This window comes from Legionella sp., assembly GCF_049790535.1.
GTDB lineage: Bacteria > Pseudomonadota > Gammaproteobacteria > Legionellales > Legionellaceae > Legionella.
The window spans coordinates 1-5,533 of record NZ_JBAQZB010000013.1 but is presented as its reverse complement, the minus strand read 5'-3'; the positions used below and the strand labels follow the sequence as shown (position 1 = coordinate 5,533).

The window sequence follows — 5,533 nt, the reverse complement described above, 5'->3', positions numbered from 1 at the left end:
GCACCACTTGCGAATACTGGTAAAACAAAGCAATAAATAAGCATGGATTTAAAGTTCATCATGTTCTCCTTCATTAATAAGCAAATTGCCTATAAGGCTGTTTAAAGATTAAATCGTTCACTACGATGATATTGAAACGATAACCTGGGCGGACATTGATGGTGGGAGACACATTCATGTTTTTTGAAACCAGTTGCGAAGTAACCTCGCCCAACTGTTGCCCTAAAGCCTGACTCATGACGCTGCCAACAGTGGGCTGATTGGTACCGAACAGGTTCGATTGATTGGTATTTTGGCTGTAAGTGATGCCAGCAATAATGCCTGACATTAAAAGCGCTGAGCCATAAATTCGCGCATAATGATGAGTTACCTCATCGCGAAATCCAGCGTATCCGGCACTATCAGCGCCAGGCATAGAGCCAATATCCAAGACTTTACTGTCTGGAAACACCAGACGTTGCCACGCCACTAATACAGAGTTTTGGCCAAAACTGACCTCACTGGAATAAAGCCCCAGTATCTTGGTGCCTTGAGGGATTAAAAGAGCGTTACCGGTAGCGGTGTCATACACGTTTTGTGATACTTGAGCGATGATTTGACCTGGCAATTCGGAAGAGATGCCACTAATCATTACCCCTGGAATTATGCTGCCAGCTCTTAGTTCGTAGCGACTGTTTGGGTTTTGCAGCGTTGAATTTAAATGCCAGCGCGTTTCATTTTCTTCACCACCTAAAGTTTGCGGCATGGGTTTGGTCTGTCTTCCCTGTAACCATGCGAGCTGCTCTTTGAACGCTGATGAAGGGTCGATGTTTAATGTCATCTCCTTACTATTCATGGACGTTTGGACAGTGTCTTGGTTATTCAATCGTGGATTATCAACCATCACCGAGGTTTTGGCTTTAACAGCCTCTTCAAATTCTTGAGTTTTTTCCTGACGAATACGCTCGATTTCAGCTTCAGATACATCTTGTCTCAGAGCATCTTCTTTATGTGGAAGTTGTTCAGGAATGAGCAAAGGAGTTGTTTCATTGTTAGCTATCGTAACACTATGGGGCGGAATTACTGCTGATTTATGGTTTCCTACCACATCATTGGCAAGGTTCATGGTATTTTTCTTAGAGTGTTTAATTTTTGCTATTTCGAGCGGTTGGTTTTGCTCATTAGCTCGTTTATTGGCAACAAATGCAATGAGCACTACAAACAGAGTTAAAATACCAATCGCAATCATGAGGGGCACATTATTTACCCGTTTTACACCAGTGATTTGAAGTGTTTGCGGTGAATTATCAGGTGACAAATAATCATTATTTTGATTCATAGTTTTTACTCTTTATGAGTCCATGCGCTGACAGGGAGGATTTTTTCATGGTTTTTTGCATACAAACGGCTCAATGTTTGTATTCCTACATAAAGGCTAACTCGATATAGACTTTGAGGTTCAAGCTCATCAAGCACATAGAAAAAATTGTCCTTTTGTTTGGAGCATTGATTTTCATTGATGCCATAACCTTTTTTTCTCAAGCCTTGAATAAGACTTAAGCCAAACCCATCGGTTACCTTTTGACCAATACACAATGTATTTTGAGCAGGTGGATAGACTCGGCTTAATTGAGTAGCTGCATCTGCTGCCAAATAAGCATCTCTGCCCTGTGACATTTGAGTGAAATTGCCATAACGCATGCTGGCACAGCTTGATAACAAGACTGCGAGCAATAAAATACTTAATTCGTTCATGTTTAGCACCTTGTAATCGTAATTTTTTCTTGAGAGGAACCGCTGCCGATAACCAATAGGGCTTTATCAAAAACACCGTCTACGATGTAACGACAACCTTGAAGACGATAATTGACCATGACGGATTCTGATTTTCGAAACAGCCCTCTACTTCTTAAAACCAACAGCGCAGGCGCTTCACTTTGAGTCATGGTTCTTGCCATCTCAATAATCGTTTTGACGCCATTGTTATAAACTCTAATTGGCTTAAATCGGGCATTGCCTTGAATTTGATAATTAAAGTTTAGATCGCCCAGATATTCATTAGTTTCTGGCAAGGTATCTACTTTTCGTCTTTCAGCCTGAATGTGTTGTAGTAACTGCCATTTGGCTTTTGCTTCATCAGGATAAATAAATGAAACGTAGGGCATAAAATCCGTTCTGTCGGACTTTAATCTAAAGTGGTACGTTCTTCTGTCTGTGGTCACAACCAAGGAGGAATCAAGCCCTACATCTTTGGGTTTTAGGAGAAGATGGATTTGTTGCATAGCCCCAGCTCCTGTGATGGACGGCTCAACAACAAAGCGAGGATCACCAACATTCATGTCGTTAAACTGCTCACCTGGTTGCAGGGCAATATCACAAACCTGTAATGGTGCACAAACCACTCTGGTTTGCCCTGAACCATAAATAAAACTAACCGAGCCATCTGCTGAAGCAAAAGATTGACTTGTTTTTTCTCCTTGTTGTGTGCGTTCTGCACTAGTTAATGCGTGTTTTTCCTGACTTGATAGTTTGGGTGTCGTGTCGGAAAAATAGCGTTCGGCCAGAATAGTATTATCCAATGCAAACCCTGTAAGCGGTGTTAATAAACAAAATAGATGTATTATTCTTTTCATTGCTGTTCTCCATGCTTTAATTCGTAGGACCAGTTAAAATCACGTACATAAATCAGATGGGGATTTTTTAAAATAGACTCACTGCTGGCATCATTGACTTCATTCTCCTGATACATCGTAATCATGGCTTTCATCATGCGAGGCTTTTCTTTAAGCGATCCATCACGATTTCTCACTGTTTCAATCCAATCGACTTGCCAGGTCTTATCCGACTCTTGAAGCACTGAGCGAATGTTGATGCTCACAATCTCAAAGGCAGCTCTTTCAAAGGGATTGGATTGCTGTTTGTCGTTGTAGAATTCTTGAATCTTAGCCAAAGCCGCATCATTTGCGTAATATTGCGAAAGTTGCACCCAACTGCAATTGAAAATTGCAGTTGAATGGAACTCAAATTTGCAGGCGATTGCAATTCAAGATTGCAGGGTATCGGAGCGTTAGCGACGATAAGTTTTATTACCTAATTATAGTCCTCATTTATCTATTTTATTAGTAGAGATATTTTCTTTATCAAGTAACGCTTTTTTCTTGCGCATTGATTCCCCCTTAAGTTCTATTTTGTATGCATTATGAACCAATCGGTCGAGAATGGCGTCAGCCAAAGTTGGATCGGCAATGTACTCATGCCAATGTTGTATAGGCAATTGGCTTGTGATTATTGTTGATCTTAAAGTATGTCGGTCATCAAGGATTTCAAGTAGATCACGGCGTTGCTGCTCGGTCAACAAAGCAATTCCCCAATCATCAAGAATGAGCACATCCATTTTAGCCAGTTGTCCTATTAACTTCAGGTAACGTCCATCTCCCTTAGCAAGAGTGAGTTCTTGGAGCAGACGTGGCAAACGAAAATATTTGATACTATAACCTTCCAGACAGGCCTTATGAGCTAAAGCGCAAGCAAGATACGTTTTACCTACACCACTTGGCCCAATAAGGAGTATATTTTGGTTCCCTTTAACCCAATTACATGATGCTAAAGATAAAATAAGATTGCGATCCAAGCCTCTTACGTGCTTAAAATCAATATCTTCAAAGCATGCTGGCTGCCTTAAAGTGGCCTGTTTTAACCGCGTACTTAAACGCCGATTTTCTCGTTCAGTTAATTCACGGTCCAATAATAGAGCCAGTCGTTCTTCAAATCCCAAGGATTCAATGGTGGTTTGTTGTAACTGTTCTGCGAGAGCATGGTGCATTCCTTTAAAGTTTAGTTCCCTTAACTTATCTAAAATAGGATGGATTAACATGATTGTTCTCCTTTGATTATAATCGGTTAGTGGTAATAATCAGCACCTCTGATATTGATGTGAGACAGGGTCCTTGTTGCACTTGATGGTTCAGTTTGGGGCAAGGGTTTTTGATCCAAACCATTTTTTAAAATAGAAGCCACACTTTGATAAGAGAATGTCCCAAGAGCTAATGCACGGTGTGCCGCGCACTCCAAACGTTGATTTCCATAGCTTTTACCAAGACGCATGACACCAATACAGGCACGAAATGCCTGTTGTGGGTGTGGCCTTGCTGCAATCATGGCCTGGATTAATTGGGCTGTATTAGAACCTGCTTGATTAGCCCAATGAATGAGTCGCTCTGGTGTCCATTGTGCATATTCTTGATGGTTCTTCGGCATATGTTCTTTTTGGGTCGTATGACCTTTCTTATAAGCCCTTAGGTGAACCGCAATGAGTTTACTTTTAAAAAAACATGCTACTGTATTTTGATCGATACGTAGATCAAGTTCCTCATTTTTGTAACGATAAGGAACACTGTAAAAATGTTGTTCAAAAGCAATATGATAATCAAGGCCCACACGAACTTTTTTCCAATCAGCATATTCATAAACAGTAGTAGGCAATGGAGATAAAGTCTGTTGTTCTAACTCAATAAACTCAGATAAGCGATGACCGGCCAACTTCTGGAAAGGCCTTTTATTATATTCCTCCAGGAGTGGTTTGATTGCTTGATTAATTTCATGGATACTAAAAAATTGGCGGTTTCTCAGTGACGCCAAAATACGGCGCTCAATCCCTTGGACACCAACCTCAACTTTGGATTTATCTTGAGGTTTACGCACTCGCGCAGGAACAATAGCCACCCCATAATGATTCGCCATGTCCTGATAACTCCTGTTGATTTGCGGATCATAACAGTGCGCTTTGGTGACACCACTTTTTAAGTTATCGGGAACAAGAATCTTGGGAACTCCACCAAAAAACGCAAATGCTCGAACATGAGAGCTAATCCAGTCAGGGATGCTTTGGCTTGCAGTCGCTTCAACATAGGTATAATTAGAGGCGCCAAGGACTGCAACAAAAACTTGTGCTTGATGCATTTGCCCTGTTAATGGTTCAGACCAATTAACAGTCATTCCGGCATAATCAACAAAAAGCTTTTCTCCTGCTAAATGGGTTTGCCGCATACTGACCGACAAGGTGCTCTTAAAATCACGATATAATTGGCAAAATCGACTATAGCTTATCCCATCTGCATGCTTGGCTTTGTATTCTTCCCACAAAAGCCAGAGCGTCATTCCTTTTCGTTTCAGCTCTTGATGAATCTGCTGACAATCAGGCTGAGGCAAACGTGCACTGACTAACTCCTCTGGAAATAACAAACACTCTAATTGCTCATCATCCAGAGCTTCAGGAACAGGCCAACTCAATCCAGCAGCTGAGGCACGTAATAAATACAAACGCACTGATTCCCGTGAGATATCGCAGCTTAGTCCTATTTTTACATTACTTAATCCGCAGCTGTATTTTAACCGTAGAACTTCTTTTATCTTTCTCATATCCAGGCGCTCCATTGGCATCTCACTTTCTCCTTTAGGTTCTTCAGAAGAAAGCGCTAACACAGATTATTTAATCTGCCAATGTCGCTATCACTCGATACTGCAATTTTGAATTGCAATCGCCTGCAATTTTGAA

The 5,533-nt window shown here is 41.1% G+C and carries 5 protein-coding genes and 1 pseudogene; all 6 read right to left on the bottom strand.

Annotation, left to right across the window (positions count from 1 at the left end):
• Positions 1-73 precede the first annotated feature (73 nt).
• Positions 74-1,318: a TrbI/VirB10 family protein gene (locus tag WA877_RS00570; protein ID WP_425169000.1), complete on the bottom strand. Its 1,245-nt coding sequence runs from the start codon at positions 1,316-1,318 to the stop codon at positions 74-76.
• Between the two features lie 5 nt (positions 1,319-1,323).
• Positions 1,324-1,734, bottom strand: a complete 411-nt coding sequence (locus WA877_RS00565) for a conjugal transfer protein TrbH (RefSeq protein ID WP_425168999.1) — start codon at positions 1,732-1,734, stop codon at positions 1,324-1,326.
• Positions 1,735-1,736: 2 nt separating this feature from the next.
• Positions 1,737-2,612: a P-type conjugative transfer protein TrbG gene (gene trbG, locus WA877_RS00560; protein ID WP_425168998.1), complete on the bottom strand. Its 876-nt coding sequence runs from the start codon at positions 2,610-2,612 to the stop codon at positions 1,737-1,739.
• Positions 2,609-2,947 (bottom strand): annotated as a pseudogene (locus tag WA877_RS00555) (VirB8/TrbF family protein); the annotation flags it as partial. The gene trbG and the pseudogene WA877_RS00555, both read right to left, overlap by 4 nt.
• Positions 2,948-3,082: 135 nt before the next feature.
• Positions 3,083-3,853, bottom strand: coding sequence for an IS21-like element helper ATPase IstB (gene istB / locus WA877_RS00550; protein WP_425168997.1), 771 nt, complete (start codon positions 3,851-3,853; stop codon positions 3,083-3,085).
• Positions 3,854-3,879: 26 nt separating this feature from the next.
• Positions 3,880-5,412, bottom strand: coding sequence for an IS21 family transposase (gene istA / locus WA877_RS00545; RefSeq protein WP_425169001.1), 1,533 nt, complete (start codon positions 5,410-5,412; stop codon positions 3,880-3,882).
• Positions 5,413-5,533: the final 121 nt, after the last annotated feature.